This is a genomic window from Pseudomonas sp. ABa2, assembly GCF_056676075.1.
Window position 1 is genome coordinate 1501924 of sequence record NZ_CM155239.1, and the last position, 26305, is coordinate 1528228.

A 26305-nucleotide genomic window follows, 5' to 3' on the forward strand; every position below is an offset into this window, starting at 1 on the left:
GTGAATCACGCCACTTCAATCGGCTGCAGCAGCTCCGGGTAATCGTTGCGATTGTTGCCGACATCGGTCGTGACCGCGTAGGCGTCGAAGTCCTCGCGGCTGAGGGCGATAGCGCTGTGCACTTGCTCGCTGCTGGTGCTGGGCGACAGCCATAGGTCGAACTGCTCGGGCGCCAGGATGACGGGCATGCGGTGGTGGATGGTCGCCACCGGGCCGGCAGCATCGCGCGTCAGTAGCGCGCAGGACAGCACCTGCTGACCCTCCGGGCCGGCCCAGGATGACCACAAGCCGGCGATGGCGAGCATGCCGTTGTCGGTTGCGTGGTGGTAGTAGGGCTGGTTCACCAGCCGGCCGGCGCGGTTGCGCACCTGCTGGTGCTCATTCCACTCATACCAGCCCAGGGCCGGCATGATGCAGCGCTGCGCTCGGATCGCCTGGCGCCACATCGGCTTGCTGGCGGCCTCTTCGCTGCGCGCATTGAAGCTGAAGGTCGGCGGAACCGGCTTCTTCCACCAGGTTGGAATCAGCCCCCAGCGGGCGCCGTCCAGCTCCAGTTCGCCATCATCGTTCAGGCGCAGCAGCGGCACCTGAGTGCTCGGCGCAACGTTGTAGCGCCTGATCCACTGCCCGGAGTTGCGCGCGCCGATGTGCCAGTACTGCTCAATGGCTCGATCATCGGGGGAGACGTAGCGGCCACACATGGCTTGCTCCGAGGTCGGTGGAAGCCTGAAGGATAGGTGTGTTGTGGGGGTGTTTAAAGGTACCCAGGACGGGCGAGGCGGGGCGTGGGGGAATTATGGGGGAATAGCTCCCCCAAACAGCGCTGCATCATGATGCATGCGGATTGATAGAGGCGCCTATTTTACTGGGCTCGCGTGATGGCGGGTGCGCTATGAGTGGCCTGTAAACGGATTCGAAATCCGTTGTGTCAGCAATGGCACCTAGGGTTCAAATCCCTATCTTCCCGCCATATAAAAAACCCCTGAAGCTTTCAGCCTCAGGGGTTTTTGCTTTTCAGCGCCTAGCCCTGATTCGTCAGCCTGCGCGTTTCTGTGAAACAAACCGCGCAACCGAGGGTTGGCACAGTGCCACTGTCTGCACTACTCTCCGGTCACCGGGCTAACGAAGTGGCCAACAGGCAGGATGCCGACCCCATACACTTCGTTAGCTCGGTACTCGATTTTCCCGTCGTGCGCAGCCTGCGCACGAACAAGACAAAGCCCTCGCTCGGAGGGCTTTGTTGTTTTGCTGCGGCGCGCGTTGCGTTGGCCGTCGAATAAAAGGCGTCCGTGCCGTCTCTCCATCCCCGCCCTTAGTCGTATCTGTTGCTTAGCCTAGGCGATAACTGGCGCTTTGCCATTATTTTGTTGGGCGTCGCGGTGGCGGTCCCGGGCATAGCGTTGCAGCACCCACTGGCCGGCGGGGCGGGCGTGCAGTTGGTCGAGCAGGGTCTGGGTCTCGGCGTTGTGGCCGGCGATGTCGGCCCAGGGCGTGCCGGCTGGGGTAAACAGCGGGGCGAACAGCGCCGCGGCGGCGACATCGGCCAGGCTCAGGCGCTCGCCCACCAGGTAGCGCGCTGGGTCGCCGTCGGTCAGGCGTTCGATCAGGTCGAGCCCGGCGAGCAGTTCGGCCTGGGACTTGGCCACGCGCTCGGGCGTTACGCCGTAGAGCTTCTGTACGCCGTTGATCAGCACCGGCTTCATCAGGTCGCGCAGACCCAGCAGCGGGCGGTAGACCTTGAGCATGGCGTGCATCACCGAGTCCCACTGGCGAATCTGTCCGTACAGCCAGCGGCGCACGTGCACGCCGAGGCGGTCGAAGCCTTCTTCCAGCTCCAGCACCTGGCGACGTTGTTCGGCGTCGTTTGGCAGCAGGGCGTGCTCGGGGTAGCGCTCTTCCAGATACAGGGCGATGGCGGTGGAGTCGCCGATGGTGCGTTCGCCGTCCTGCAGGATGGGCAGGGTGGCGATGCCGGCCAGGCGCTGGCTCTTGAGCCGGTGCAGGCCGGGGAAGAGGTTGTCGACCCGGTAGTCGAGGCCCTTGTGCTCCAGGTGCCAGCGGGTCTTCTCGCAGTAGTGGGAAATGGGGAACTGGTAGAGGGTGCGCATGGCGGCTCCTTGCAAGTGAGCCGCCGAGTGTAGGGGCAAAGCGCCTGACCACCCAGTCGAGTGGCGCGCGCCAGGCTTTTGTTGGGCGCCCCGCCAATGCGGCGGGGCGCTTGGCTCAGTCGGTGCGTTGCAGCTGCACCTTGTCGGGCTTGGCCGCGATCAGGTGTTCGGGCAGGTCGAGCAGGTCGGTGTCGTAGGTTTCCAGTGGCGGCGGGCGACGTTCGAAGCGGGCGCCGAGCACCAGCAGGCAGGGTGTCAGCAGCAGGGTCAGCGCGGTGGCGAAGGCCAGGCCGCCGGCGATGGCGCTGGACAGCTGGGTCCACCACTGGGTCGAGGGGGCGCCGAAGCCCAGGCTCGGGCTGAGCAGGTCGACGTTGACGCTGAGCACCATGGGCATCAGGCCTAGGATGGTGGTCACCGCAGTCAGCAGCACCGGACGCAGGCGCAGGCTGCCGGTTTCCAGCGCTGCCTCGCGCGGCTCCAGGCCCTGGCGGCGCAACTGGTTGTAGGTGTCGATGAGGATGATGTTGTTGTTGACCACGATGCCAGCCAGGGCGATCAGGCCCATACCGACCATGACGATGCCGAACGACTGGCCGTTGATCAACAGGCCCATCAGCACGCCGGCGGTGGACAGGACGATGGCCGACAGCACCAGCGCCGCCTGGTAGAGGCTGTTGAACTGGGTGACCAGGATGATCGCCATGAGGAAGATGGCGACGACGAAGGCGGTCATCAGGAAGGTGGCCGCCTCGCGCTGGTCGGCGTCCTCGCCGGCGAACTGCACCTTGACCTCGGCCGGTACCTCGCCGAGCGCCTCGCGCAACGCCTTGAGCCGTTCGTCCAGGCGTGCGCCCTCGGCCAGGTCGGCCTGCAGGGTGATGGTGCGGTCGCCGTCGACCCGGCGCAGGGTGCCGACCTTGGGCGCCGGCTGCAGGTCGACGAAGTTGCTCAGCGGCACCTGGCCGGTCGGCGTGCTCAGGGTCAGGCGGCCGAGCTGGTCGAGCGAGCGCCAGTTGCCGGGCAGACGCACGCGGATGTCCACCTCGTCGGTGGCGTCCTCGGGGCGGTAGGTGGCCAGCTTCAGGCCGTTGGTGATCATCTGCACCGCGTTGCCGACGCTGAGCACGTCGGCGCCGAAGCGCGCGGCGGCCTCGCGGTCGACCTTGATTCGCCATTCGATGCCGGGCAGGGCGCGGTCGTCCTCGATGTCGACGAAACCGCCGAGCCTGTGCATTTCGCCGCGGATGCGCTCGACCCACTGCTCGCTCAGCGCCGGGTCCATGGCGCTGATCTGCAGCTTGACCGGCTTGCCGTCGGTGGGGCCCTGTTCCTGCTTGCGGAACTCCAGCACCACGCCGGGGATGTCGGCGGTGCGCCGGCTCATCTCGGCGAGGATGTCCTTGGCCGGGCGACGCTGGTGCCAGTCGACGAACTGGAACTGCAGGGTGCCGATCACGTCGGCGCCGAGCTGGCCGTCCGGCTGGGCCAGGGAGCGCGCGTACAGCGCCTTGACCTCGCGCATGCCGAGCACCTGGCGTTCCACCTGCTTGAGCAGGGTGTCCTTCTCCTGCACCGACAGGTCGCCGCGGGCGCGCAGCCAGATCTGCGCGCTTTCCGGCTCGACCTCGGGGAAGAATTCCACGCCGTGGTTGAAGCGGCCGTAGCCGACGTAGATCAGCGCGATCAGCGCGAGCATGCCGAGCAGGGTCAGGCCGGGACGCCGGAGCAGCTTTTCCAGCAGCCGGCGGTAGGCGCTGCCGGCGCGGCTGGCGTGCTGCGCCTGCGGTTGGGCCGCGCCGCCGGTGACGGCGCCGAGCACCGGCAGGAACACCAGGGCCATGGCCAGCGAGGCCAGCAGACAGAGGATCACGGTGGCCGGCAGGTACTTCATGAACTGGCCGACCACCCCGGGCCAGAACAGCAGCGGCAGGAACACCACCAGGGTGGTGGCGGTGGAGGCGATCACCGGCCAGGCCATCCGCGTAGCGGCATTGGCCCAGGCCTGGCGCGGGTTCTGGCCTTGGTGCAGGTAGCGGTCGGCCAGCTCGGAGACGACGATGGCGCCGTCCACCAGCATGCCGGCGACCAGGATCAGGCTGAACAGCACGACGATATTGAGGGTGAAACCGAGCATCCAGATCAGCAGGATGCCGCTCAGGAAGGCGCCGGGAATGGTCAGGCCGACCAGCAGCGCCGAACGCAGGCCCATGCTCGCCACCACCAGGATCAGCACCAGGACGATGGCGGTCAGCACGTTGTTGAGCAGGTCGCCGAGCATGCTCTGCACTTCCTGCGACTGATCCATGATGTAGCTGACTTCCACGCCCGCCGGCAGCAGCGGTTTGGCCTGCTCCAGCAGCGCCTTGACCTGCTCGATGGTAGCGATGATGTTGGCGCCGCTGCGCTTGGACACCTCCAGGACGATGGCCGGCTGGCCGTTGATGCGGGCGAAGCCGGTGGGGTCCTTGAAGGTGCGGCGAATGCTGGCGACGTCGGCGAAGGTGACCACGCTGCCCGCCACCACCTTGATCGGCATGCTCATGACGTCTTCGAGGTTCTCGATCACCCCTGGCACCTTCATGCTCATGCGTCCGGCACCGGTGTCCAGGCTGCCGGCGGCGACCAGGCGGTTGTTGCGGCTGACCAGGTTGAACAGCTCGTTGTAGTCGATGCCATAGCTGTCCAGCACCTGCGGGTCGACGACGATTTCCAGCAGGTCTTCGCGGTCGCCGCCGATCTCCACCGACAGCACCTCGGCGATGCCTTCGATGTTCTCCTTCAGGCGCCGGGCGATGTACACCAGCTCGGTCTCGGCGATGGGGCCGGACAGGCCCACTGAGAGCACCGGGAACAGCGCCACGTTGACCTCGTTGACGGTCGGCTCGTCGGCCTCCTCGGGCAGCTTGCTGCGCGCGGTATCGACCTTCTCGCGCACGTCGGCCAGCGCCACCTTGGCGTCGAAGCCGGCGTCGAACTCCAGGGTCACCGAGGCATGCCCCTCGCTGGATACCGAGCGCATTTCCTTGACGCCCTCGAGGCTGCGCAGCTCCTGTTCCAGAGGACGCACCAGCAGGCGTTCGCCGTCTTCCGGGCTGATGCCTTCCAGGGTCACCGAGACGTAGATGATCGGGATCGCCACGTCCGGGTTGGACTCCTTGGGAATGGCGATATAGGCGGCCAGCCCGCCGAGGATCAGGAAGGCCAGAAACAACAGGCTGGTGCGGCTGCGATCCAGTGCCGCGGCGATCAGGGCGTGCATCTCAGCTGCCCTCTGCGGCGAGTTGCGTGCGTACCTGCTGGCCCGGCTCGACGAAGCCCTGGCCGAGGGTGATCAGCGCCACCTTCGGCGGCAGGCCGCTGACCCAGGCGCCCTGGTTGTCGACGCTGATCAGCTGCACCTGGGTGAACTCCACGCGCTGCTCCTGGTTGACCCACTTGACCCCGTGGCGGCCAGTCTGGTCGAGGCTGAGCAGGGCCGGGGACAGGCGATGGGCCAGGGCCTCGCCGGTCTGGATATGCAGGGTGGCGCTGGCGCCGGCCAGGCGCAGGCCGGCGGGGTTGTCCACCTTGACCTCGATGCGGAAGCTGCGCGAGCCGGGGTCGGCCGCGGCGGCGATAAAGTGCAGCTCGCCTTCCAGTGTGCGGCCGTCGAGCAGCTCGACCTTGACCGGCTGGCCCAGCTGCAGCTGGGTCACCTGCTGCTGAGCGATCTGCGCGCTGACCTTGAGGCGGTCGATGTCCACCAGGGTCAGCAGGCTCTGCCCGGGCTGGACGAAATCGCCCAGCTCGACCTGGCGCTGGTCGTAGATGCCGGCGAAGGGCGCGACGATCCGCGTGTTGCGCAGCTGCAGGCGGGCGCTGTCGAGTTCGGCGCGGGCCTTGGCCAGCTCGCTCTCCAGGCGCATCAGCTCGTTGGCCGAGATCAGGCTGCGTTCGCGCAGGCGCTTGGCCGCGCTCACGTCGCTCTCGCGCTGGCGCACGTCGGCCTCGCTGCGCGCCACCTGGGCCGGGCGGTCGTCCGGCGACAGGCTCAGCAGCAATTGTTCGGCGGCGACGCGGTTGCCCTTGTCCTGATCCAGGCGCTGCACGCTGCCGCTGACCTGGGCGCGCAGCTCGACCCGGCGCCAGGCCTCGATCTGCCCCTGCACCACGTGCTGGCGTTGCATCGGCTCGGCCTGCAGCCACTGCACCTCGACCCGCGGCAGTTCGGCGGCCGCGGCCGGTTGGTCGGCCGTGGCCTCGTCGCGGGCGGCGAAGCGCTCGCCGCTGAGCAGCCAGAGCAGCAGCACCAGGACGATGAGGACGGCGATGATCCAGGGGCGTTTGCTGAGTTGGGCGAACATGGCGGGTTACTCGCTGAATGCGGGCGCTGGATGCAGCGCGGCGGCCTGACCCTGCAGGCCGGCGATGATGAAATCGGTGACGCGCTCGAAGTAGGCGTCCAGGGCAATCGGCTCGGCCCAATGGGCGAAGCCGCCGGAGGCGATGCGTGCCATCACCCCGTTGACGCAGGCCTCGACGCCCCACAGCAGGTGCTGGCAGTCGGCCGGCGACAGCTCGAGCTCGGCGAAGCTGGCCTGCAGCAACTGGTTGAACAGCGCCAGGTACTGGCCCTCAAGTTCGAGAAACTGCTCGCGGTAGGGCGGCTCCAGGCGTTCCTGAAAGGCCGGACGGTCGCACAGCAGGCACAGCTCGGCCTGCAGCGGGTCGGCCAGCAACTGCTCGAAGGCGCGGCGAATCACCCGGCGCATGGCCTGCGGCGCCGGCGCCTGCTGGGCGACGGCGCGCAGTTCGCCCAGATGCTGGCGTGAGCGATCCAGCACCAGGCGCGCGTAGAGCGCCTCCTTGCTGGGGAAGTGCTTGTACACCGTGCCCTTGCCGATGCAGGCGTGGCGGGCCACCTCGGCGATGGTGACGCGATCCCAGGACTGCTCCTGGAATAGCTGGCGGGCGGCTTCGAGCAGGGCGTTTTCGCGTTGCTGGAAGAGGTGATCCTGGTAGCGCATGGACTGTCCGCGGCGAGTTGTGACCGGCGGTCATGCTATGACTGCTGGTCACATCGAGCAAGTCGAGAGTTGTAACCGGGCTTGGCCGAGGCGGTGCGATGCCCAGCGGTTGTCGCAGGGCGCAGAGGGCTGAGGCAGCCTTGAGCCCGGTCAATTGCCGCCGACCTGGCGGCGCACTAGACTGCCTGGCATGAACGCCATGGCCCGCCTCTATCTGGTCTTGCTGCTGACGCTGGTGCTGCCCCTGCAGTCCCTGGCGGGCCTCCTGCCGCAGGGCGATCCCTGCCCGATGAGCCAGGGCAGCGGCCAGCCGGGCGACTGCTGCGACGACGAGGCGATGGCCGCTGGCGATCAACTGTGCGCCGAGATGTCGCAGTGCTCCAGCGCCGGAGCCTTGTTGCTCGGCAACCAGCCGCCGCGGATGGACGGGCTGCTCGCTCCCTCGCGGCTTGCCTGGCAGGCTCTCGCCGATCCCCTGTCACGACCTTCGCTCGCGCCCTGGCGTCCGCCCCGGGCCTGATTCCCTCGCCAACCTCGATGCCCTCCGTGCAGCCCGGCTGCCGGCGGGGGGCTGTGCGTCCCGCGGGACGCTGGTTTTCGACAGGAATCAGCCGATGTCCATTGTCTATTCGCGCCTCGGCCCGCTGCTGGCCGGCGCCGTGCTGGCGAGTCTTTTCAGCATGCCGAGCCTGGCCCTGACCCTGGAGCAGGCCCTGGCCCTGGCCGGGCGTGAAGCGCCCAACCTGCTGGCGCGCGCCGCCGAACTGGAGGCGGCGCGCCAGGCCGCCGTGCCCGCCGGCGAGCTGCCCGATCCGAAACTGCTGCTGGGCCTGCAGAACCTGCCCATCGAAGGGCAGGAGCGCTGGCGCCTGGATGCCGAGCCCATGACCATGGGTATGCTCGGCGTTATGCAGGAGGTGCCCAACCGCGCCAAGCGTAGCGCCCGGGTCGAACTGGCGCGGGCGGGCATCGACTCGGCCGCGGCCCAGGAGCAGGTCGAGCGCCTGCAGGTGCAGCGGCAGACCGCCCAGGCCTGGATAGTCGCCCAGGCCCTGGAGCAGCGCCTGCAGCTGTTCCAGGAGTTCTATGCGGAGAACCGCCTGCTCGAGCGGGCGGTGCAGGCGCGCCTGGCCGGCGGCCGCGGACCGAGCGCCGACAGCCTGGCGCCGCGCCAGGAAGCCCTGGCCCTGGCTGAGCGTGAGGATGAGTTGCAGCAGCAGCGCAGCCAGGCCCGCGCCGTGCTGCGCCGCTGGGTCGGCGCGGCGGCCGACGAGTCGCTGCGCGGCCCCTTGCCCGACTGGCCGGTGGACGAGGCGCGCTACCGCCATGCCTTGCCCCAGCACCCCGAACTGCAGGCCTTCGTCCCGCAGACCCGCGAGGCCGAGGCCCGGGTCAAGCTGGCCGAAGCCGACAGGCGCCCCGACTGGAGCTGGGAGCTGGCCTACCAGCAGCGTGATCGCGCCTTCGGCGACATGCTCTCGCTACAGCTGAGCATCGACCTGCCGGTGTTCGCCGGCAGCCGGCAGAACCCGCGCATCGCCGCCCAGCGCGCCGAGCTGCTGGCCCTGGAGGCCGAGCGCGAGGCGCTGCTGCGCGAGCACGCCCTGCAGCTGGCCATGGACCTGGCCGAGCACCGTCGCCTGCAGCGCGCCGTCGAGCGCAGCCAGGAGCAGTTGCTGCCCCTGGCCGAGCAGCGGGTACGCCTGAGCCTGGCCGACTACCAGGCCGGTCGCGGCGAGCTGGGCGAGCTGATCGCCGCTCGCCGCGAGCGGGTGGAGGCGCAGTTGCGCCATCTGGATTTTCTCGAACAGCGGGCGCTGGTCGCTGCCCGCCTGCATTTCGCCTACGCCAACCAGCAGGAGCGTGACCTATGAGCCCCTCACCGATCCAGGCCCTGGGCCTCGTCGTCCTGATTGCCGTCGGCGCGGCCAGCGGCTACTGGCTTGGCCGCCAGGAACCTGCACAGCCGCCCGTGGCGGCCGACAGCGAGCGCCCGGTGCTCTACTGGTACGACCCCATGTACCCGCAGCAGCGCTTCGAGCAGCCGGGCAAGTCGCCCTTTATGGATATGGACCTGGTGCCGCGCTACGCCGATACGCAGGCCGGCGATGCGCCGAGCACGGCCATGCAGATCGACCCGCGCCTGACCCAGAACCTCGGCATGCGCCTGGCCCCGGTGGTGCGCGGGCCGCTGCAGGGCGAGCTGGAGGTGGTCGGCAGCCTGGGCTTCGACCAGCGCGACGTGGCCCTGGTGCAGACGCGCAGCGCCGCCTTCGTCGAGCGGGTCTACCCGCTGGCGCCCGAGGACCTGCTGGCGGCCGGCGCGCCGCTGGTCGATCTGCTGGTACCCGACTGGCTGGCGGCGCAGGAGGAATACCTGGCCCTGCGCGATCTCGATCAGCCGCAGCTGCTGGCCGCGGCGCGCCAGCGCCTGCAACTGGTGGGCATGCCGGCGGCGCTGATCGCGCGCCTGGAGCGCAGTGGCCAGGTGCAGCGGCTGTGGACGGTGACCAGCCCGATCGCCGGGGTACTGCAGGAGCTGCAGGTGCGCGAGGGCATGACCCTCAGTGCCGGGCAGAGCCTGGCGCGGATCAACGGTCTGCAGCGGGTCTGGCTGGAGGTGGCGCTGCCCGAGGCGCAAGCCAGCGCGATTGAGCCCGGCCAGCCGGTCGAGGTGCTGCTGCCGGCCCTGCCGGGGGAGAGTATCGGCGGGCGTATCGAGGCGCTGTTGCCCGAGGCCAACCTGGACAGCCGCACCCTGCGCCTGCGGGTGGTGCTGGACAACCCCGCGGGGCGCCTGCGCCCCGGTATGAGCGCGCGGGTGCGCCTGCAGCACAGCCAGGGCAGCGAGACCCTGCTAGTGCCCAGCGAGGCGGTGATCCGCAGCGGCCGGCGCAACCTGGTGCTGCTGGCCGAGGGCGAGGGCCGCTACCGGCCGCTGGAAATCCGCATCGGCCGCGAGCAGGGCGACCAGGTCGAAGTCCTCGAAGGCCTGAGCGAGGGCCAGCAGGTGGTGGCGTCCGGGCAGTTCCTGCTGGATTCCGAGGCCAGCCTGCGTGGTCTGCTGGCCCAGGAATTGGGCCAGCCGGCGGCCGAGGTCAAGCTACAGCCGGCCCTGCATGAGGCCGAGGGGCAGATCGACGAGATTGAGGCCGATGGTCTGCTGCTCACCCATGGTCCGTTCAAGACCCTGGGCATGCCGGGCATGAGCATGTTCTTCCCGGTGGCCGATGCCGCCCTGCTGCAGGGCCTGCAGCCCGGGCAGCGGGTACGCGTGGCGGTTCGCGAAAGCGACGAGGGCCTGCTGATCGAACGGATTCAGCCGCTGGCAGCCGCCGAGCATGGCGACCACGGCCATGACGAGGTGCAGCCATGATCGCCGCGCTGATTCGCTGGTCCCTGGCCAACCGCCTGCTGGTGCTGCTGGCCAGCCTGTTCGCCACTGCCTGGGGCGTGTGGGCGGTGCAGAACAGCGCCATCGATGCCCTGCCGGATCTGTCCGACACCCAGGTGATCATCCGCACGCCCTATGTCGGCCAGGCGCCGCAGATTGTCGAGAACCAGGTTACCTATCCGCTGGCCAGCGCCATGCTCTCGGTGCCGGGGGCCAGCGCGGTGCGCGGCTTCTCCTTCTTCGGCGACAGCTTCGTCTATGTGCTGTTCGAGGACGGCACCGACCTGTACTGGGCGCGCTCGCGGGTGCTGGAGTACCTCAGCCAGATCCAGGAGCGCCTGCCGGCCGGGGCCAAGCCGGCCCTCGGCCCGGATGCCACCGGGGTCGGCTGGATCTACCAGTACGCCCTGGTCGACCGCAGCGGCCGGCACGACCTGGCGCAGCTGCGCGCCCTGCAGGACTGGTTCCTCAACTTCGAGCTCAAGGCCCTGGCCAACGTGGCCGAGGTGGCGACCATCGGCGGCATGGTCAAGCAGTACCAGGTGCTGCTCGACCCGATCAAGCTGGCCAGCCGCGGCATCACCCAGCAGCAGGTGGCGGCGGCCATCGGCGAGGCCAACCAGGAAAGCGGCGGCAGCGTGCTGGAACTGGCCGAGGCCGAATATATGGTGCGCGCCTCCGGCTACCTGCAGAGCCTCGCGGACTTTCGCGCCATCCCCCTGCGCCTGGACGCCGGCGGTGTGCCGGTGACCCTGGGCGAGGTGGCGCATATCCAGCTCGGCCCGGAGATGCGCCGCGGCATCGCCGAGCTGGACGGCGAGGGTGAGGTGGTCGGCGGCGTGGTGATCCTGCGCAGCGGGGCGAACGCGCGCAGCACCATCGCCGCGGTCAAGACCAAGCTCGACGAGCTTAAGGCCAGCCTGCCCGAGGGCGTGGAGATCGTCACCACCTACGACCGCAGCCAGCTAATCGACCGCGCGGTGCGCAACCTGGGCGAGAAGATGGTGGAGGAATTCGTCGTGGTGGCCCTGGTGTGCCTGGCCTTTCTCTGGCACCTGCGCTCCTCCCTGGTGGTCATCGTCTCGCTGCCGCTGGGGGTGCTGATCGCCTTTATCGTCATGCAGCAGCAGGGCATCAACGCCAACATCATGTCCCTCGGCGGCATCGCCATCGCCATCGGCGCCATGGTCGACGCGGCCCTGGTGATGATCGAAAACGCGCACAAGAAGCTCGAACACTGGCATGCCGAGCACCCGGGCCAGCAGCTCAAGGGCGAGCGGCACTGGCAGGTGATAGGCGCGGCGGCGCTGGAGGTGGGCCCGGCGCTGTTCTTCAGCCTGATGATCATCACCCTGTCGTTTATCCCGGTGTTCACCCTGCAGGCCCAGGAGGGCCGCCTGTTCGGCCCGCTGGCCTTTACCAAGACCTACGCCATGGCCGCCGCCGCCGGGCTGTCGGTGACCCTGGTGCCGGTGCTGATGGGCTACTGGATTCGCGGGCGCATCCCGGATGAGCAGCGCAATCCGCTCAACCGCGGGCTGATACGTGTTTATCAGCCGGTGCTGGAGCGGGTGCTGCGCTTTCCCAAGGCGACCCTGGTGCTGGCCCTGCTGGTGTTTCTCAGCGCGCTGTGGCCGGCCAGCCAGCTGGGCGGCGAGTTCCTGCCGCCGCTGGACGAGGGCGACCTGCTGTATATGCCAACGGCGCTGCCGGGGCTGTCCGCGCAGAAGGCCGCGCAGCTGCTGCAGCAGAGCAACCGCATGATCAAGACGGTGCCCGAGGTGGCGCGGGTGTTCGGCAAGGCCGGGCGCGCCGACAGCGCCACCGACCCGGCACCCCTGGAGATGTTCGAGACCACCATCCAGTTCAAGCCGCGCGAGCAATGGCGCCCCGGCATGACCGCGGAAAAGCTGGTGGAGGAGCTGGACCGTGCGGTGCAGGTGCCGGGGCTGGCCAACCTGTGGATCCCGCCGATCCGCAACCGTATCGACATGCTCGCCACCGGCATCAAGAGCCCGATCGGGGTCAAGGTGGCCGGCAGCGACCTGGCGCAGATCGACGCGGTGACCCAGGCGGTGGAGCGGGTGGCGCGCACCGTGCCCGGGGTCAGTTCGGCGCTGGCCGAACGCCTGACCGGCGGGCGCTATATCGACGTGGATATCGACCGGGTGGCCGCCGCCCGCCATGGCCTGAATATCGCCGAGGTGCAGGAACTGGTGGCTGGCGCCATCGGCGGGATGAACGTCGGTGAAACCGTGGAAGGCCTGGCGCGCTTTCCCATCAACCTGCGCTACCCGCGCGAGTGGCGCGATTCCCTGAGCCGTTTGCGCGAGCTGCCGATCTACACCCCGGTGGGCAGCCAGATCACCCTCGGCACGGTGGCGCGCATTGCTGTCAGCGACGGCCCGCCCATGCTCAGAAGCGAGAATGCGCGGCCCTCCGGCTGGGTCTATATCGACACCCGCGGCCGCGACATGGCCTCGGTGGTACAGGACCTGCGCCAGGCCATCGCCGAGCAGGTGCGCCTGCAGCCGGGCATGAGCTTGAGTTTCTCCGGCCAGTTCGAGTTTCTCGAACGGGCCAATGCGCGGCTCAAGCTGGTGGTGCCGGCGACCCTGCTGATCATCTTCGTGCTGCTCTACCTGTGCTTCTCGCGCCTGGACGAGGCGCTGCTGATCATGGCCACCCTGCCGTTCGCCCTGACCGGCGGCGTCTGGTTCCTCTACTGGCTGGACTACAACCTGTCGGTGGCCACCGGGGTGGGCTTTATCGCCCTGGCCGGGGTGGCGGCGGAGTTCGGCGTGATCATGCTCCTGTACCTGCGCAACGCCTGGACCGAGCGCCAGGCGGCCGGACAGGGCACGCCGGCGGCGCTGCTGGAGGCGATTCGTGAGGGCGCGGTGCAGCGGGTGCGGCCCAAGGCGATGACGGTGGCGACCATCATCGCCGGCCTGCTGCCGATCCTGCTGGGCAGCGGCAGCGGCAGCGAGATCATGAGTCGCATCGCCGCGCCCATGGTCGGCGGCATGCTGAGCGCGCCGCTGCTGTCGCTGCTGGTGCTGCCGGCGGCCTACCAGCTGTTGCGCCTGCGCGAGGTGCGCTAGGCGGAGCCGGTGGCGAAAGGCGGTGTGCGGCGCACCTTAGGGCAGCGCGGCTCCGGCGGCCAACCGGAGCCGCGTCGGCTCACTGCCCGTTTGCCGTCGACTGGTTTTCCAGCATCTGCTCCATCATCTGCAGCATGTCCTGCATGTTCTGGTGCATGTCTTTCAGGCACTGCTGCTGCATGGGCGCATCCTTGGCCATCGGGCATTGGCTCTGCTGCATGCGCTGGTTCATCATGCCCATCTGCGAACGCATGGCCTGACGGTGTTCGCTGCGGATTTTCTGCCGCTGCTGAGGGTCGGTGGTGCCGTGCATCTGCCGCATCATGTCCTGCATCTGCGACCAGTCCATCATCATGCCCTGGCCCATGCCTTGTCCCATGGGCATGCCTTGCTGGTTCTGCGCCAGCTGCTCCGGATGATGGGCCTGCTCGGCGAAGGCCGGGGCGGTGAGCAGGGCGCCTGCCAGGGCCAGGGCGGTCAGTGCGTTGCGTGAGGTGGTGTTCATGGTGATGCTCCTGCGGGGTTTACGGGGTGTGGCGAAGACTGCCCAGGCGTACACGCTTGAGCAGCGCGGAGTTAACGATCACCGACAGCGACGACAAGGCCATGGCGGCCGCCGCCAGGATCGGGTTGAGCAGGCCGAAGGCCGCGATGGGAATGCCGATGCTGTTGTAGATAAAGGCCCAGAACAGGTTCTGCTTGATCTTGCGCATGGTTGCGCGCGACAGCTGGATTGCGGCCACCACGTCGCGCACGTCGTCGCGGATCAGGATGATGCTGCCGGTCTCCTTGGCCACGTCGGAGCCCGAGCCGATGGCGATGCCGATCTCGGCCGCGGCCAGGGCCGGGGCGTCGTTGACCCCGTCGCCGACCATGGCCACCACCTGGCCCTCGCCCTGCAGCTGGCGGATCACCGCGACCTTGTCGTCCGGCAGCACCTCGGCGATCACCCGGCCGATGCCGACCTGGCGCGCCACCGCCTCGGCGGTGCGCCGGTTGTCGCCGCTCAGCAGCACCACCTGGATGCCGTCGGCGAGCAGCGCCGCGACCGCCTCGGCCGCCTCCGGCTTGACCGTGTCGGCCACGGCGATCACCCCGAGCAGGCGCTGCTCGACGCCGACCAGCATGGCGGTCTTGCCATCGGCTTCCAGGGCGACCAGGCTCGCCTCGGCCTCTGCGCTGGCGATCCCCTCGCGGGCGAACAGGCGCCGGTTGCCCAGCCAGACGGTGCGCCCCTCGACCGTGCCGGCGATGCCATGGCCGGCGATGCCCTCGATCGCGTCGGCCTTCGGCAGGCGCATGCCGCGTTGGCGGGCGGCGCGGACGATGGCCGCGCCCAGCGGATGCTCGGAGCCGGACTCGACGGCGGCGGCCAGTTGCAGCACCTCGTCCTCGGCGGCGTCGCCGAAGGCCAGCAGGTCGGTCAGCTCGGGTTCGCCGCGGGTGATGGTGCCGGTCTTGTCGAACACCACGGTGGAGAGCTTTTCCGCCCGCTCCAGCACTTCGCCGCCGCGGATCAGGATGCCGTTATCGGCGCCCTTGCCGACCCCCACCATCAGTGCGGCGGGGGTGGCCACGCCGAGCGCGCAGGGGCAGGAAATGATCAGCACCGCGATAAAGGCCATCAGCCCCTGGGGAAAGCTGCCGGCCAGCGACCAGCCGAACAGCGCCAGGAAGGCCACGCCGACCACCGCCGGGACGAAGTAGGCGGTGACCTGATCGGCCAGGCGCTGGATCTGCGCGGTGCTGCCCTGCGCCTCTTCGACCATCCTGATGATCTGCGCCAGCGCCGTGTCGGCGCCGATCCGGCTGGCCTTGAAGCGGAACACCCCGCTGCGGTTGAGGGTGCCGCCGATCACCACGCTGCCCGGGCGCTTGTCCACCGGCATCGATTCGCCGGTCAGCATCGACTCGTCGACGCTCGTCTGGCCTTCGCTGACCTCGCCGTCGGTGGGAATCTTCTCGCCGGGCTTGACCACCAGCATCTCGCCGACCATGACGTTCTCCACCGGCAGGTCGACTTCCTCGCCGTCGCGGATCACGTGGGCGATGGCCGGCTTGAGGTCGAGCAGACGGCGCACCGCGGCCGAGGATTTCTTCTTGATGATTTCCTCCATGTAGCGGCCCAGCAGGACGAAGGCGATGATCACCGCCGAGACCTCGAAATAGACCTCGCGCTCACCCACCCTGACCGGCAGCACCTCGGGAAAGAACAGCACCGCGACGCTGTAGAAGTAGGCCACCGAGGTGCCCATGGCGATGAGGAAATCCATGTTGATGTTGCGCGTGCGGATGGCATTCCACGCGCCCTTGTAGAAGCTCCAGCCGCCGATGAACTGCACCGGCGTCACCAGCAGGAACAGCCACATGCCCCAGGTGAAGAACGGCAGCGCGTCGAACGGCACCCAGCTCATCAGCATGACGCCGGTGGCCAGGCCGATAAAGGCGCCGGCGCGCAGCAAGGCCAGCGCCAGCACCCCGGTCAGGGCGATGGCCACGCGGGTCTGCATGGCTTTGAGTTCGGCCTCCGGCGACTCGAAGGTGCGCACGCAGCTGTCGCTGCAGAAGTAGTAGGTGCGCCCGCCGCGTTCACGCGACAGCGCGGTGGCCTTGTCCACCATCATCCCGCAGATCGGGTCCTTGGCCAGTTGTCGGCCTGCGCTCGCCGGCGTGGCGGCAGCCGGCGCATGGCTGTGCTGGCAGGGCTGGGCGGCGCTGCCGGCGACGTAGCGCGGCGCATCGCGCAGGAACTCCTCGCGGCAATGGGCCGAGCAGAACCAGTAGCGGGTGCCGGCGAACTCGGCGCTGGCACTGGCCGCGGTAGGGGCGACGGCCATCCCGCACACCGGGTCGAGCACCTGTTCCTGGCCATCGGGCGCTGCCGTGGGCTGCGGCATGGGCAAGTGGTTCATGGTTGCTTCCTCGTGTCCGCGGCGGCGTGCGGACGGGCCGTTGGCCAGGGCAGGAACGCCGGGGTGGCGTCGCGGTAGCGGCGATAGGTCTCGCCGAAGTGCACGAGCATCTCCTGCTCCTCGCGCCTGGCCAGCTGCACGTACATCAGCAGCAGCACGGGGAACATCAGCAGGGTCAACAGGGTCGGCCACTGCAGCAGGAAGCCCAACAAGATCAGCACGAAGGCCAGGTATTGCGGATGGCGAACGCGCGCGTAGGGGCCGCTGTCGGCCAGCTCGCCGGCCTGCTGCGCGCGGTAGAGCACGCGCCAGGCGCTGGCCAGCAGCCAGAAACCGGCGACTATCAGCAGGTTGCCGAGAATATGCAGCGCGCCGAAGTGCGGATCGCCCTCTAGGCCCAGCAGGCTGTGCCACAGATGGCCGGCCTCGTGGGACAGCGGGTCGAGCTGCGGGTAGCGGCTCTGCAGCCAGCCGGCCAGCAGGTAGAGGGTCAGCGGCGCGCCGTACATCTCGACGAACAGCGCGACGATAAAGGCCGCGAAGCTGCCGAAGGTACGCCAGTCCCGCGCGCTGCTGGGCTTGAAGAAGCTGAAGGCGAACAGTATAAACACCAGTGAGTTGACTATCACCAGGCCCCACAGGCCGTAGGCCGAGGTCGTAGCGTCCATATGCGGCAGCCTCCCGCCTCAGTGACGATCGTGCCGACCGTGCCCACGGTGCATAAACAGATGCAGCAGCGGGCAGAGCAGCAGGACCAGGTAGGGCAGGGCACCGAGCAGATGGGCTTCGTGCTCCTCCCAGAGGAGGAACAGGGCGATGGCGCCGAACAGCAGCAGGGCCGGCCAGAAACGCCAGGTAGCGGCCGCGGGGGCCGGACGCAGATCGTGAGACATGACGGACTCTCCAGGAATCGGAGGGAGCTTGCCGGCACGGCGAATGACCGGCGCGGGCAGGCTGCGCATTGCACTGGAAGAGGCGGGGTTATTCGTTGAAGCGCTGCAGTTGCAGGTGCAGGGGCGGCGGGAAACCGGGCGCGTGCGCGCAGGGGACGAGACGCAGCAGGCGGCCGCGCAGCCTGTCGGGCAGGGCGAGCAGGCCGGGCATGGCGATCAGCGCGGCCAGTGCCAGCAGCGACAGCAGTTGGCTGAAAAGGATGTTCTGCAGGGTGCTGCAGCTGTCGTCCAGCGCGCCGGCCTCAGCCGCGCCATGGCCGTGGGTGGTCTGCAGAAACGTGGTCGCTTCCTCGAGATTGAGAACGCTGGCCGACTCCTCGCCCAGCTGCCCATCCAGATGGACGTGGCTGCCGACATGGACGAGGGAGCAGCCGAGAAACAGCACGAGCCACAGCACCGCCAGGTGTCCGGCAAGCCTCGAATGGCGCTGGCGCAGGGCTTGGATCATGGCGCGGGCCGCAGGTGGGTGAAAGTATTGTCAGTAAAGACCCGCCGCGTGCGAGGCGCCTTGATCCAGATCAATGTCGCCGCTGGCCGTCAGCGCGCCACGCTGACCCCTTCCAGGCTGGCGAAGGAGGTGTCCTTGGCGGTCAGCAGGAAGTCGCGCATAAAGGGCGCATCCAGCATGTCGCTGCGGATCGCCGCATAGAGCGTGGCGAACAGGCCCTTTTCGCCCAGGCGCTTGGCGCTGACGTAGCCGCGCGAGCTGTACTCGTGCAGCGCCCAGTTGGGCAGGCCGCAGACGCCGCGGCCGCTGGCCACCAGCTGCATCATCATCACCGTCAGCTCCGAGGTGCGCACCTGCGCCGGCTCGACCTCGGCCGGTTCGAGGAAACGGGTGAAGATGTCCAGGCGGTCGCGCTCCACCGGGTAGGTGATCAGGGTTTCGCTGGCTAGGTCCTCGGGCTGGATATAGGCCTTGCTCGCCAGGCGGTGCTGGTTGGCCACGGCGAGCATCGCCTCGTAGGTGAACAGCGGCACGTAGGTGATGCCGGCCAGCTCGATGGGATCCGAGGTCACCACCAGGTCCAGGTCGCCACGCGCCAGCGCCGGCAGCGGGGCGAAGGAGAAGCCCGAGGCCAGGTCCAGCTCCACCTCCGGCCAGGCATCGCGGAACTGGTCGATGGTCGGCATCAGCCACTGGAAGCAGCTGTGACACTCGATGGCCATATGCAGGCGGCCTGCGGTGCCACCGGCCAGGCGCGCCAGGTCGCGCTCGGCGCCGCGCAGCAGCGGCAGGGTGGCGTCGGCCAGTTGCAGCAGGCGCAGGCCGGCGCTGGTGAAGCGCACCGGCTTGGTCTTGCGCACGAACAGCTGCAAGCCCAGGCGCTCCTCCAGCTCCTTGAACTGGTGCGACAGCGCCGACTGGGTCAGGTGCAGGCGCTCGGCGGCCTCCACCAGGCTGTCGGTTTCGCGCAGGGCGTGCAGGGTTTTCAGATGGCGTAGTTCGAGCATGGCGGACTCACGGAACCTAGGGTGGATGATGCTGTGTGTATCCACCGCCGGCGCGCGCCGCTCGATGGTGGATGGGGAAAGCCTCATCCAGGCTACATGAGTAATTCTATAGTTCAATACAAATATCTTGAGTTTGTCTCACTCGATGCGGCTGCCGAGAATAGCGCCATCCCGATTTCCCTATGGAGCGTTCTGACATGGCCCTGTCCCATTCCCTCGGTTTTCCCCGTATCGGTCGCGACCGCGAACTGAAGAAAGCCCTCGAAGCCCATTGGCAAGGCACGCTCGACGAGGCCGGCCTGCGTGCGGTCGGCCAGCGCCTGCGCGCCGAGCACTGGCAGCTGCAGAAGGACGCCGGCATCGAGCTGCTACCGGTCGGCGACTTCGCCTGGTACGACCAGGTGCTCGGCCATTCCCTGGCGCTGGGCGTGATCCCCGAGCGCTTTCGTCCGGCCGCCGGCAAGCCGGGCCTCGATACCCTGTTCGCCATGGCCCGTGGCGCCGTTGGTAACCAGAGTGGCCACAGTTGCTGCGGCGGCGCCCACGCCCAGGAGCTGACCAAGTGGTTCGATACCAACTACCACTACCTGGTGCCTGAGTTTGCCGTCGACCAGCAGTTCGCCCTGAGCTGGGGGCAGTTGTTCGAGGAAGTGGACGAAGCCCATGCCCTCGGTCACGCCGTCAAGCCGGTGCTGATCGGCCCGTTGACCTACCTGTGGTTGGGCAAGACCAAGGGCAGCGACTTCGACAAGCTGGAGCTGCTCGAACGCCTGCTGCCGGTCTACGGCGAGATACTCCAGCGCCTGGCCGCCCAGGGCGTGGAATGGGTGCAGATCGACGAGCCGATCCTCGCGCTGGATCTGCCGCAGGACTGGAAGAACGCCTTCGAGCGCGCCTACAACCTGCTGCAGCGCGAGCCGGGCAAGAAGCTGATCGCCACCTACTTCGGCGGCCTGGAGGACAACCTCGGCCTGGCCGCCAATCTGCCGGTGGACGGCCTGCATATCGACCTGGTGCGCGCGCCGGAGCAGTACCCGACCATCCTCGACCGCCTGCCGGCCTACAAGGTGCTGTCGCTCGGCGTGGTCAACGGCCGCAACGTCTGGCGCAGCGATCTGGACAAGGCGCTCGAGCTGCTGCGCCATGCCCACGAACGCCTGGGCGAGCGCCTGTGGGTGGCGCCGTCCTGCTCGCTGCTGCACAGCCCGGTGGACCTGGAACGCGAGGATCAGCTGGACGCCGAACTGAAGAGCTGGCTGGCCTTTGCCGTGCAGAAATGCCGCGAGGTCGCGTTGCTCGGCCAGGCGCTGGAGGCGCCGGAGGATGCCGAGGTGCAGGCCGCGCTGGCGCAGAGCCGCGCGGTGCAGGCCGCCCGCGCCGCATCAAAGCGCATCCACAAGGCCGAGGTGCAGGCGTGCCTGGCGGCGATCGGCCCGCGTCATGCCCAACGTCAGTCGCCCTTCGCCGCGCGTAGCGCCAAGCAGCGCGCGCACCTGCAGCTGCCGCCGTTGCCGACCACCAGCATCGGCTCCTTCCCGCAGACCGCCGCCATTCGCCTGGCGCGGCAGGCATTCAAGGCCGGCAGGCTGAGCGCGGCCGAGTACGCCGAGGCCATGCACAGCGAGATCCGCCACGCCGTTGAGGTGCAGGAAAACCTCGGCCTGGACGTGCTGGTGCACGGCGAGGCCGAGCGCAACGATATGGTCGAATACTTCGCCGAGCAGCTCGACGGCTACGCCTTCACCCGTTTCGGCTGGGTGCAGAGCTATGGCTCGCGCTGCGTCAAACCGGCGGTGATAGTCGGCGACCTGAGCCGTCCGCGGGCGATGACGGTGGACTGGATTCGCTATGCCCAGGGCCTGACCGCCAAGCCGATGAAGGGCATGCTGACCGGGCCGGTGACCATGCTGATGTGGTCCTTCCCGCGCGAGGACGTGCCGCGCGAGGTGCAGGCGCGCCAGCTGGCCCTGGCCATCCGCGACGAAGTGCTGGACCTGGAGGCGGCCGGCGTCAAGATCATCCAGATCGACGAGGCGGCCTTCCGCGAGGGCCTGCCGCTGCGTCGGGCCGCCTGGCAGGGCTATCTGGACTGGGCGACCGAGGCCTTCCGTCTGACCGCCAGCGGCGTGCGCGACGAGACGCAGATCCATACCCACATGTGCTACAGCGAGTTCAACGACGTGATCGAATCCATCGCCGCCATGGATGCCGATGTCATCACCATCGAGACCTCGCGTTCGGACATGCAGCTGCTGGAGGCCTTCGAGCGCTTCGCCTATCCCAACGAGATCGGCCCGGGCGTCTACGACATCCACTCGCCGCGCGTGCCGGACAGCGCCGAGATGGCCGGCTTGCTGCGCAAGGCGGCCACGCGCATCCCCGTCGAGCGGCTGTGGGTCAATCCGGACTGCGGCCTGAAGACCCGCGCCTGGCCGGAGACCGAGGCGGCGCTGGTCAATATGGTCGCCGCCGCCAGGCAGTTGCGCGCCGAACTGGCCTGATCGGCGCTTCGCCCTGTCGGTTTGCCTGCGTTGCCGTTCGATGGGAGCCAGGGGCGTTGGGCTTCGTCGCAGGCTCCTCAACCTAACCTACGGGCGTAGGTTGGCGCTGAGCGCAGCGAAGCCCAACGCGGAGCCGCAGGGCGACCGCTTGTCTTCCTTCATCAAATTGTCATCGTTGTGTGGCAGCGCTCGCGAACGACTATCACCAGACTCGCGGTTTAGTGGGGTTCTGCGTTTCCGGTGTTTTCATGCGTCTATTTATTTTCCTGGCGGCGCTGCTGTGCGGCCTGCCGTCCTGGGCGGCGACTCGCTGCGAGCTCGAGCAACCGACCCGTTACGTGGATGTCGGCGACGTGCGCCTGGCCTACCAGAGCATCGGCAGCCAGCGCGACCCGGCGTTGCTGCTGGTCATGGGTCTGGGCGGGCAACTGATCCACTGGCCCGACGAGGTGGTCGAGCGCCTCTGCCAGCAGGGTTTTCGGGTGATACGTTTCGACAACCGCGATGTCGGCCTGAGCAGCTGGCGGCAGCCGGCGCCGACCATCAACCTGGGCTACGAGGTGCTGCGCTACCGCCTGGGCCTGGCGCCGGGCGCGCCTTACCGGTTGCGCGACATGGCCGGCGACGCCCTGGGGCTGATGGACGCTCTGGGCGTTGCGGCTTTCCATGTGCTGGGGGCGAGCATGGGCGGCATGATCGCCCAGCACCTGGCCGACCTGGCGCCAGCGCGGGTGCTCAGCCTGACCCTGGTGATGACCAGCTCCGGCGCCCAGGGCCTGCCGGCACCGGACGAGTCGCTGCTGCGCCTGCTGGCGCGGCGCGAGGCGGGCAGCCGCGAGGCGGCGCTGCAGCAGCAGGCCGACCTGCTCGCCGCACTGGGCAGCCCGGCGGTGCGCGACGACCGTGCGCTGTTGCTGCAGCAGGCGCAGCTGGCCTACGACCGCGCCTTCAACCCCGAGGGCGTGCAGCGTCAGCTACTGGCGATCCTCGCCGAGCCGAGCCGGGTGGCGCTGCTGGGTCGCCTGCGGGTGCCGACCCTGGTGGTGCACGGCACCGCCGACCCGCTGCTGCCGGTGATGCACGGCGTGCACGTGGCGGCGCACATCCGGGGGGCCGAACTCAAGCTGATCCCGGGGCTGGCCCATCGCTTTCAGGAGGCATTCAAGGAGCCGCTGCTGGCCGCGGTGCTGCCGCATCTGGCCGCGCACCGGCAGGATCTGGGGCTGGCAAGGCTGTGAGATAAGAGGCGAGGGCATGCGCCCCGGCATCCAGGTGCGCTCAGAGTTCCTGGTTATGCTTGATCGCCGCGCGGCGTTGCAGGTTGTCGATATGTTCGTTGCTGTGACGCAGCAGCTTGTCGGCCATGTTCACCCGGTCGATGTAGCGGGCGATGCTCAGCTCGGCGTCGTGGCGGGACATGAAGGGACCTTCCAGGGTGCCTTCGCGGGTGGCGAAGAAGTACTGACCGTTGACGGCGCTCAGGCGCGAACTGCGGTAATGGGTCCCGGGCTGGGGATCGACGTTGCGTTGGCCGAACATGACGCGGGCTCCATCTGCAAGGGGCGGGATGACTTGAGTCTACTGCGCGCCTTGCGCCCTGCCGAGCGAAGCGACCAGTGGTCGAGGTTGTCGGCCTGATTGGTGCTTTTTGTCGAGTTTTCCAATATTTTGGCGCCGGAAGCCTGACAGTTTCAGGGGTGAGGGCGGTACAGTTGCGCCGTGCAATGCCACCTAACTGTTACTGTGCCGGTTGCGGTCCGCCTCCTAGAATGGCGCTTTGCGGCCCGAGCGACTTGCCGGGTCGCCCGTTTCGAGGTCGCCATGCATATCTCCTCCGGCCGTTGGCTCTACGGCCTGCTGCTCGCCCTGACCACGTCCGTGCTCTGGGGCATCCTGCCGATCAAGCTGAAAGAAGTGCTGCAGGTGATGGACCCGGTCACCGTCACCTGGTACCGCCTGCTGGTGGCCGGCTCGCTGCTGCTCGCCTACCTGGCCGCGTCCCGCCGGCTGCCGCGCTTTCGCCCGCTGGGGCGCAAGGGCGCCTGGCTGCTGGTGCTGGCGATCGCCGGACTGACCGCCAACTACGTGCTGTACCTGGTCGGCCTCAATCTGCTCAGCCCCGGCACGACGCAGCTGGTGATCCAGGTGGCGCCGATCCTGCTGCTGGTCAGCAGCCTGTTCGTCTTCCGCGAGCGTTTCAGCCTGGGCCAGGGCATCGGCCTGGCGATCCTGCTGCTGGGCTTCGTGCTGTTCTTCAATCAGCGCCTGAGCGAGCTGCTGACCTCGCTCACCGCCTACACCGCCGGCGTACTGATCGTCCTGGCGGCGGCCTTCGTCTGGACCTTCTACGGTCTGGCGCAGAAGCAGCTGCTGACCCTGTGGAACTCGGTGCAGGTGATGATGGTGATCTACCTGGCCTGCGCCCTGCTGCTGACGCCCTGGGCGCATCCGCTGCAGGCTCTCGAGCTGAGCCCGTTGCAGGGCTGGCTGCTGCTGGCCTGCTGCCTCAACACCCTGGTCGCCTACGGCGCCTTCGCCGAGGCGCTGGCGCACTGGGAGGCCTCGCGGGTCAGCGCCACCCTGGCCATCACCCCGCTGGTGACCTTCGCCTCGGTGGCCGTGGCGGCGAGCTGGTGGCCGGATCACGTGCAGCCCGAGCAGGTCAACTGGATCGCCTACGGCGGTGCCCTGCTGGTGGTGCTGGGCTCGGCGTTGACCGCGCTGGGGCCGTCGCTGCTGGCCGGGCTGCGCGCACGCAAGGCAAGGCGGCTGGCCAGGGCGTAGAGGCGCCGCGCGCACCAGCAGCCGGCAACCCTGGCCAGCGCTACGCGCTGCCTAGGCCTTGACCCCCAGCGCCTCGGCCTTGCGCAGCCAGGCCTGGCGCTGCTCCTCGCTGGACGGTCGCACCGGGGCGAATTCGGCCAGGCGGCGGGTCTTGATCCCGCAGAAACCGAGGATGGTGCGCACCATCTGCCGGTGTGCCGGCGCGCCGTAGACCCAGCGGAAGTACCAGGGCGGGGTGTCCAGGGTCACCAGCAGGTCGGCGCTGCGCCCGCTCAGCAGCTTGTCCCACAGCTGCGAGCGGTGGCGGTACTTGAAGGCGAAGCCGGGCAGGAACACCCGGTCGAAGAAGCCCTTGAGCAGCGCCGGCAGGCCGCCCCACCAGACCGGGTAGACGAATACCAGGTGTTCGGCCCAGTGGATCAGGCGCTGCGCCTCGAGCAGGTCGGGCTCCAGGTTCTGGCTCTGGTCGTAGCCGTCACGCAGGATTGGGTCGAACTGCAGCTCGCCCAGCTTCAGCTGGCGCACCACATGGCCCTGGTCGCGCGCGCCCTGGGCGTAGGCGGCGCCGAGGGCATGGCACAGGCTTTCGCGCTTGGGCGTGCCGAAGATCATCAGGATGCGTTTGCCGTCGCCCTCCAACGGCGTGGCGCCGCTCTTGCCCTCAGTCATGTTTGCCGGCTCCGAGCATGTCCTGTGGCCGCACCCACTGGTCGAACTGGGCGTCGTTCAGGTAGCCCAGCTGCAGCGCCGCCTGGCGCAGGGTGCTGCCCTCGGCGTAGGCCTTCTTGGCGATCTCGGCGGCCTTGTCGTAGCCGATATGCGGGTTCAGCGCGGTGACCAGCATCAGGCCGTTCTCCAGGTGCGCGGCCATTTGCACGGCATCCGGCTGCAGCTCGGCGATGCAGTGCTGCTGGAAGTTGCGGCAGCCGTCGGCGAGCAGGCGGATCGACTGCAGCAGGTTGTGGATGATCACCGGCTTGAACACGTTGAGCTGCAGGTGGCCCTGGCTGGCGGCGAAGCCGATGGTGGCGTCGTTGCCCAGCACCTGGCAGGCGAGCATCGACAGCGCCTCGCACTGGGTCGGGTTGACCTTGCCGGGCATGATCGAGCTGCCCGGCTCGTTGGCCGGCAGGCGCACCTCGGCCAGGCCGGCGCGCGGGCCGGAGCCGAGCAGGCGCAGGTCGTTGGCCAGCTTCATCAGCGCCACGGCCAGGGTCTTCAGCGCGCCGGAGAGCTGCACCAGCGGCTCGTGGCCGGCGAGGGCGGCGAACTTGTTCGGCGCGCTGGTCAGTGGCAGGCCACTCAGCGCGGCCAGCTCGGCGGCGATGGCCTCGGCGAAGCCGGGTGGGGCGTTGAGTCCGGTGCCCACCGCGGTGCCGCCCTGGGCCAGTTCGCATACCGCCGGCAGGGCGGCGCGGATGGCCGCCTCGGCGTAGCCGAGCTGGGCGACGAAGGCCGACAGCTCCTGGCCGAAGGTGATGGGGGTGGCGTCCATCATATGGGTGCGCCCGGTCTTGACCAGGTGGGCGTGGCGCTGCGCCTGCTCCTGCAGGCCGTCGCGCAGCTCGGCGATGGCCGGCAGCAGGCTGTGCCTGACCGCCTGCGCCGCGGCGATGTGCATGGCGGTGGGGAAGCAGTCGTTGGAGCTCTGCGCGCGGTTGACGTGATCGTTGGGATGCACCGGGCTCTTGCCGCCGCGCGTGCCGCCGGCCAGTTCGTTGGCGCGGCCGGCGATCACCTCGTTGACGTTCATGTTGCTCTGCGTGCCGCTGCCGGTCTGCCACACCACCAGGGGGAACTGCGCATCGTGGTCGCCACCCAGCACCTCGTCGGCGGCCTGTTCGATCAGCCGGGCGATATCCGCCGGCAGCTCGCCGCTGCGGCTGTTGACCCGCGCCGCGGCCTTCTTGATCAGCGCCAGGGCGTGCAGCACTGCCAGCGGCATGCGCTCGGTGCCGATGGCGAAGTTGATCAGCGAGCGCTGCGTCTGCGCGCCCCAATAGGCCTCGTTGGGGACTTCGATGGGGCCGATGCTGTCGGTTTCGGTGCGGCTCATGGCGATCTCCGGGAGTAGGACGGCTGGCA

The 26305-nt window shown here is 68.6% G+C and carries 21 protein-coding genes; 7 read left to right on the forward strand and 14 right to left on the reverse strand.

What is annotated here, in order from left to right; all coding sequences use genetic code 11:
- Nucleotides 1–5: 5 nt before the first annotated feature.
- The 5 genes from AC1G9C_RS07320 to AC1G9C_RS07340 all read right to left on the reverse strand — a co-directional run bounded on the left by AC1G9C_RS07320 (nucleotide 6) and on the right by AC1G9C_RS07340 (nucleotide 7117).
- The gene (locus tag AC1G9C_RS07320) at nucleotides 6–701 is read right to left on the reverse strand and encodes an SOS response-associated peptidase (RefSeq protein ID WP_480409857.1); all 696 of its coding nucleotides are present in this window, start codon (nucleotides 699–701) and stop codon (nucleotides 6–8) included.
- 633 nt (nucleotides 702–1334) lie between these two features.
- Complete coding sequence (locus AC1G9C_RS07325) at nucleotides 1335–2108, reverse strand: glutathione S-transferase family protein (protein WP_480409858.1); 774 nt, start codon at nucleotides 2106–2108, stop codon at nucleotides 1335–1337.
- A gap of 115 nt (nucleotides 2109–2223) precedes the next feature.
- Nucleotides 2224–5370 (reverse strand): efflux RND transporter permease subunit, encoded by a 3147-nt coding sequence (locus AC1G9C_RS07330; RefSeq protein ID WP_457789969.1) that lies wholly within the window; start codon nucleotides 5368–5370, stop codon nucleotides 2224–2226.
- 1 nt (nucleotide 5371) lies between these two features.
- Nucleotides 5372–6454, reverse strand: coding sequence for an efflux RND transporter periplasmic adaptor subunit (locus AC1G9C_RS07335; RefSeq protein WP_480409859.1), 1083 nt, complete (start codon nucleotides 6452–6454; stop codon nucleotides 5372–5374).
- A 6-nt stretch (nucleotides 6455–6460) separates the two neighbouring features.
- Nucleotides 6461–7117, reverse strand: coding sequence for a TetR/AcrR family transcriptional regulator (locus tag AC1G9C_RS07340; RefSeq protein WP_480409860.1), 657 nt, complete (start codon nucleotides 7115–7117; stop codon nucleotides 6461–6463).
- 190 nt (nucleotides 7118–7307) lie between these two features.
- On the opposite strand from AC1G9C_RS07340, the gene AC1G9C_RS07345 reads away from it, so the two are divergent.
- The 4 genes from AC1G9C_RS07345 (at nucleotide 7308) to AC1G9C_RS07360 (ending at nucleotide 13615) form a co-directional block, all read left to right on the forward strand.
- Complete coding sequence (locus tag AC1G9C_RS07345) at nucleotides 7308–7637, forward strand: hypothetical protein (protein ID WP_480409861.1); 330 nt, start codon at nucleotides 7308–7310, stop codon at nucleotides 7635–7637.
- Nucleotides 7638–7731: 94 nt separating this feature from the next.
- Nucleotides 7732–8991, forward strand: a complete 1260-nt coding sequence (locus tag AC1G9C_RS07350) for a TolC family protein (protein ID WP_480409862.1) — start codon at nucleotides 7732–7734, stop codon at nucleotides 8989–8991.
- Nucleotides 8988–10493, forward strand: a complete 1506-nt coding sequence (locus AC1G9C_RS07355) for an efflux RND transporter periplasmic adaptor subunit (protein WP_480409863.1) — start codon at nucleotides 8988–8990, stop codon at nucleotides 10491–10493. The genes AC1G9C_RS07350 and AC1G9C_RS07355 overlap by 4 nt, the downstream gene beginning before the upstream one ends.
- Complete coding sequence (locus AC1G9C_RS07360) at nucleotides 10490–13615, forward strand: efflux RND transporter permease subunit (RefSeq protein ID WP_480409864.1); 3126 nt, start codon at nucleotides 10490–10492, stop codon at nucleotides 13613–13615. The genes AC1G9C_RS07355 and AC1G9C_RS07360 overlap by 4 nt, the downstream gene beginning before the upstream one ends.
- A 79-nt stretch (nucleotides 13616–13694) precedes the next feature.
- Here AC1G9C_RS07360 and AC1G9C_RS07365 read toward each other — a convergent pair whose 3' ends face one another.
- The 6 genes from AC1G9C_RS07365 to metR all read right to left on the reverse strand — a co-directional run bounded on the left by AC1G9C_RS07365 (nucleotide 13695) and on the right by metR (nucleotide 18935).
- On the reverse strand, nucleotides 13695–14120 hold the full coding sequence (locus tag AC1G9C_RS07365; protein ID WP_480409865.1) for a hypothetical protein: 426 nt from the start codon (nucleotides 14118–14120) through the stop codon (nucleotides 13695–13697).
- A 19-nt stretch (nucleotides 14121–14139) separates the two neighbouring features.
- Nucleotides 14140–16527, reverse strand: a complete 2388-nt coding sequence (locus AC1G9C_RS07370) for a heavy metal translocating P-type ATPase (protein ID WP_480409866.1) — start codon at nucleotides 16525–16527, stop codon at nucleotides 14140–14142.
- On the reverse strand, nucleotides 16524–17195 hold the full coding sequence (locus AC1G9C_RS07375) for a methyltransferase family protein (RefSeq protein ID WP_480409867.1): 672 nt from the start codon (nucleotides 17193–17195) through the stop codon (nucleotides 16524–16526). The genes AC1G9C_RS07370 and AC1G9C_RS07375 overlap by 4 nt, the downstream gene beginning before the upstream one ends.
- Before the next feature lie 18 nt (nucleotides 17196–17213).
- Nucleotides 17214–17420 carry a DUF2933 domain-containing protein gene (locus AC1G9C_RS07380; protein WP_480409868.1) on the reverse strand — a complete coding sequence of 69 codons (207 nt, stop codon included), beginning with the start codon at nucleotides 17418–17420 and terminating at the stop codon, nucleotides 17214–17216.
- Between the two features lie 88 nt (nucleotides 17421–17508).
- Nucleotides 17509–17928, reverse strand: a complete 420-nt coding sequence (locus tag AC1G9C_RS07385; protein ID WP_480409869.1) for a hypothetical protein — start codon at nucleotides 17926–17928, stop codon at nucleotides 17509–17511.
- Between the two features lie 89 nt (nucleotides 17929–18017).
- Nucleotides 18018–18935: a transcriptional regulator MetR gene (gene metR / locus AC1G9C_RS07390; RefSeq protein WP_480409870.1), complete on the reverse strand. Its 918-nt coding sequence runs from the start codon at nucleotides 18933–18935 to the stop codon at nucleotides 18018–18020.
- Between the two features lie 197 nt (nucleotides 18936–19132).
- Here metR and metE point away from each other — a divergent pair, with 197 nt between their 5' ends.
- On the forward strand, nucleotides 19133–21436 hold the full coding sequence (metE, locus tag AC1G9C_RS07395; RefSeq protein WP_480409871.1) for a 5-methyltetrahydropteroyltriglutamate--homocysteine S-methyltransferase: 2304 nt from the start codon (nucleotides 19133–19135) through the stop codon (nucleotides 21434–21436).
- 248 nt (nucleotides 21437–21684) lie between these two features.
- Nucleotides 21685–22674 (forward strand): alpha/beta fold hydrolase, encoded by a 990-nt coding sequence (locus AC1G9C_RS07400; RefSeq protein ID WP_480409872.1) that lies wholly within the window; start codon nucleotides 21685–21687, stop codon nucleotides 22672–22674.
- Between the two features lie 40 nt (nucleotides 22675–22714).
- On the opposite strand, the gene AC1G9C_RS07405 is transcribed toward AC1G9C_RS07400, so the two are convergent.
- Nucleotides 22715–22975, reverse strand: a complete 261-nt coding sequence (locus AC1G9C_RS07405) for a DUF6316 family protein (protein ID WP_457790018.1) — start codon at nucleotides 22973–22975, stop codon at nucleotides 22715–22717.
- A gap of 282 nt (nucleotides 22976–23257) precedes the next feature.
- On the opposite strand from AC1G9C_RS07405, the gene AC1G9C_RS07410 reads away from it, so the two are divergent.
- A complete protein-coding gene (locus AC1G9C_RS07410; protein ID WP_480409873.1) occupies nucleotides 23258–24220 on the forward strand; it encodes a DMT family transporter in 963 nt (320 codons plus the stop codon).
- A 51-nt stretch (nucleotides 24221–24271) separates the two neighbouring features.
- On the opposite strand, the gene AC1G9C_RS07415 is transcribed toward AC1G9C_RS07410, so the two are convergent.
- Together AC1G9C_RS07415 and AC1G9C_RS07420 are read right to left on the reverse strand one after the other, a co-directional pair.
- Nucleotides 24272–24889, reverse strand: coding sequence for an NAD(P)H-dependent oxidoreductase (locus AC1G9C_RS07415; protein WP_021443243.1), 618 nt, complete (start codon nucleotides 24887–24889; stop codon nucleotides 24272–24274).
- Complete coding sequence (locus tag AC1G9C_RS07420; protein WP_021443244.1) at nucleotides 24882–26276, reverse strand: class II fumarate hydratase; 1395 nt, start codon at nucleotides 26274–26276, stop codon at nucleotides 24882–24884. Before AC1G9C_RS07420 ends, AC1G9C_RS07415 begins: the two co-directional genes overlap by 8 nt.
- Nucleotides 26277–26305 lie beyond the last annotated feature (29 nt).

Excerpts from the sequence above, each read along its gene's own strand:
- AC1G9C_RS07320 (WP_480409857.1), bottom strand. The coding sequence starts at position 701 with ATGTGTGGCCGCTACGTCTCCCCCGATGATCGAGCCATTGAGCAGTAC.
- AC1G9C_RS07365 (WP_480409865.1), bottom strand. The coding sequence starts at position 14,120 with ATGAACACCACCTCACGCAACGCACTGACCGCCCTGGCCCTGGCAGGC.
- AC1G9C_RS07335 (WP_480409859.1), bottom strand. The coding sequence starts at position 6,454 with ATGTTCGCCCAACTCAGCAAACGCCCCTGGATCATCGCCGTCCTCATC.
- AC1G9C_RS07410 (WP_480409873.1), top strand. The coding sequence starts at position 23,258 with ATGCATATCTCCTCCGGCCGTTGGCTCTACGGCCTGCTGCTCGCCCTG.
- AC1G9C_RS07375 (WP_480409867.1), bottom strand. The coding sequence starts at position 17,195 with ATGGACGCTACGACCTCGGCCTACGGCCTGTGGGGCCTGGTGATAGTC.
- AC1G9C_RS07325 (WP_480409858.1), bottom strand. The coding sequence starts at position 2,108 with ATGCGCACCCTCTACCAGTTCCCCATTTCCCACTACTGCGAGAAGACC.
- AC1G9C_RS07370 (WP_480409866.1), bottom strand. The coding sequence starts at position 16,527 with ATGAACCACTTGCCCATGCCGCAGCCCACGGCAGCGCCCGATGGCCAG.
- metE (WP_480409871.1), top strand. The coding sequence starts at position 19,133 with ATGGCCCTGTCCCATTCCCTCGGTTTTCCCCGTATCGGTCGCGACCGC.
- AC1G9C_RS07360 (WP_480409864.1), top strand. The coding sequence starts at position 10,490 with ATGATCGCCGCGCTGATTCGCTGGTCCCTGGCCAACCGCCTGCTGGTG.
- AC1G9C_RS07355 (WP_480409863.1), top strand. The coding sequence starts at position 8,988 with ATGAGCCCCTCACCGATCCAGGCCCTGGGCCTCGTCGTCCTGATTGCC.
- AC1G9C_RS07350 (WP_480409862.1), top strand. The coding sequence starts at position 7,732 with ATGTCCATTGTCTATTCGCGCCTCGGCCCGCTGCTGGCCGGCGCCGTG.
- AC1G9C_RS07380 (WP_480409868.1), bottom strand. The coding sequence starts at position 17,420 with ATGTCTCACGATCTGCGTCCGGCCCCCGCGGCCGCTACCTGGCGTTTC.
- metR (WP_480409870.1), bottom strand. The coding sequence starts at position 18,935 with ATGCTCGAACTACGCCATCTGAAAACCCTGCACGCCCTGCGCGAAACC.
- AC1G9C_RS07405 (WP_457790018.1), bottom strand. The coding sequence starts at position 22,975 with ATGTTCGGCCAACGCAACGTCGATCCCCAGCCCGGGACCCATTACCGC.
- AC1G9C_RS07415 (WP_021443243.1), bottom strand. The coding sequence starts at position 24,889 with ATGACTGAGGGCAAGAGCGGCGCCACGCCGTTGGAGGGCGACGGCAAA.
- AC1G9C_RS07420 (WP_021443244.1), bottom strand. The coding sequence starts at position 26,276 with ATGAGCCGCACCGAAACCGACAGCATCGGCCCCATCGAAGTCCCCAAC.
- AC1G9C_RS07385 (WP_480409869.1), bottom strand. The coding sequence starts at position 17,928 with ATGATCCAAGCCCTGCGCCAGCGCCATTCGAGGCTTGCCGGACACCTG.
- AC1G9C_RS07330 (WP_457789969.1), bottom strand. The coding sequence starts at position 5,370 with ATGCACGCCCTGATCGCCGCGGCACTGGATCGCAGCCGCACCAGCCTG.
- AC1G9C_RS07340 (WP_480409860.1), bottom strand. The coding sequence starts at position 7,117 with ATGCGCTACCAGGATCACCTCTTCCAGCAACGCGAAAACGCCCTGCTC.
- AC1G9C_RS07345 (WP_480409861.1), top strand. The coding sequence starts at position 7,308 with ATGAACGCCATGGCCCGCCTCTATCTGGTCTTGCTGCTGACGCTGGTG.
- AC1G9C_RS07400 (WP_480409872.1), top strand. The coding sequence starts at position 21,685 with ATGCGTCTATTTATTTTCCTGGCGGCGCTGCTGTGCGGCCTGCCGTCC.